This window comes from Mesorhizobium sp. M6A.T.Ce.TU.002.03.1.1, from assembly GCF_003997275.1.
GTDB classification, from domain to species: domain Bacteria; phylum Pseudomonadota; class Alphaproteobacteria; order Rhizobiales; family Rhizobiaceae; genus Mesorhizobium; species Mesorhizobium mediterraneum.
Genome location: NZ_RZTI01000309.1, coordinates 1 through 557, shown reverse-complemented (window position 1 = coordinate 557; position 557 = coordinate 1). Strand labels below are relative to the sequence as shown.

Genomic DNA, 557 nt, shown 5'->3' with positions numbered 1-557 from the left:
CATTGAGCCTGTCGCCCTCGAACATGTCGATTGCCCGCCACACCTTGCCGCCAAAACCATTGTTGAACAGATTGTCGGGGTCCGGCAGGCTGGCGCCATGGGAAAAGGTCAGCTTCACCTTGTCCTTGTGGGCGTTGCCGACCACGATGTTCCCGTCGAGGCACCATACCGGGCTGCCCATCCACTTCCACTCCTCGACGATGTCCGGGTCGGCTGCAAGGATGGTCTTGCGGATGCCGGCGAGCATTTCGCCGCGCCAGTCCGAGAGGCCGGCGATCAGCTGGTCGATCTGTTGCGAGGGGGTCATTGGGTGTCTCCTGTGCCTCAATGCGTTCAACCGCTGCCTGTCACCAGCGCGCCAGTTGGGTGATCTGAACGAGGTTGCCGCAGCTGTCGTTCAACTGGGCGATGGTCGAGCCGGTCACCTCGGTCGGCGGTTTGATAAACGCGCCACCCTTCGCCTTGATGCGCTCGTAGTCGCCCTTGACGTCGTCGGTGAAGAACATGACCGCGGGCTGGCCCTGCTGGAAGATGGCTTCCTGATAGGCCTTGGCGGC

Annotated in this window: 2 protein-coding genes; both read right to left on the bottom strand. The window is 62.3% G+C overall.

Translation table 11 applies throughout. The features are described from left to right. A partial coding sequence (locus tag EOC93_RS33685; RefSeq protein ID WP_127206764.1) for a DUF1801 domain-containing protein occupies positions 1 to 307 on the bottom strand: 307 nt, incomplete at its 3' end. 40 nt (positions 308 to 347) lie between these two features. Then, positions 348 to 557, bottom strand: a 210-nt coding sequence (locus EOC93_RS33680; RefSeq protein WP_348627623.1) for a VOC family protein, incomplete at its 5' end; no start/stop codon positions are given.